General features: G+C 46.5%; 1 protein-coding gene. It reads right to left on the reverse strand.

Annotation, left to right across the window (positions count from 1 at the left end; all coding sequences use genetic code 11):
• The coding region (locus tag A3729_RS02770; protein ID WP_197475498.1) for a PAS-domain containing protein at window positions 1–906 on the reverse strand (906 nt) is incomplete at both ends.

The following is a 906-nucleotide window of genomic DNA, read 5'->3' on the forward strand; positions in this document are numbered from 1 at the left end:
AATCCTGATTGATAGATTCAATCTGAGCGGTACGGCTTTGCACGCGTTGCTCCAAGTAAAGATTGTTTTGTTCGAGTTCATCCTGAGCGGCCATAAAGTCGGTGATATCGTCATAAGTGGTGACATAGCCTCCATCGGGAAGAGGGTTGCCCTTTATCTCGATAACGTGGCCGTTATGATGCTTGCGTACAACACGATAAGGCTTTCCTTGCATCAAATGTTTAAGACGTCGTTGAACATGCTCGTCAATGGCCCCAGGCCCCAATAGTCCGCGCTCAGCATTGAAGCGAACCAAGTCAGAAACTGCAATTCCGATTTGCAGCATGCCTTGGGGATAGTTAAACATTTCTTCATAGCGACGATTCCAGGCAACCATATTGAGGTCTCCGTTGACGACGCTAATGCCCGAAGAAATATTATCGAAGGACGCGAATAAAATATCCTGATTGAAACGCAGTGCTCGGGTCGTTTCTTCAAAGATATTAACGACTTCTTCTACCGCCAGCTTCTGACCACTCCTTAGGCTTTCTATCATGGCCTGAGAGGAGGCAACGCCAACAATGCCAGATAAGGATTGTTGGGCTTTTTTGATCAGTCGAGCGTCGGCTGTATTACCGCTGGTATGGTCGTATTCACCAAAGAGTTTGTTAGTGATGCTGCTGCCAACAAACTGTTCCAAAAGTGAGCGCAGGTCGAAGGTGCTAATATCGTCATAATTTTGGTATTCCGAGGCACGTTTTTGGGNCTGGTTAGTAAAAGCCAGGGCTTGAATTCGGTCTGATAAAGTTGTTCTGTTTTGACGTGAAACGACGATAGTGGTGAGGATATTGGCGAGTAAGCTTAGAACCACACCTCGACTGAATTCATCGCTAAAGCTTAAACCAAAGAGAAACTCCGGGCGCAACC

The organism is Oleiphilus sp. HI0043, from assembly GCF_001634935.1.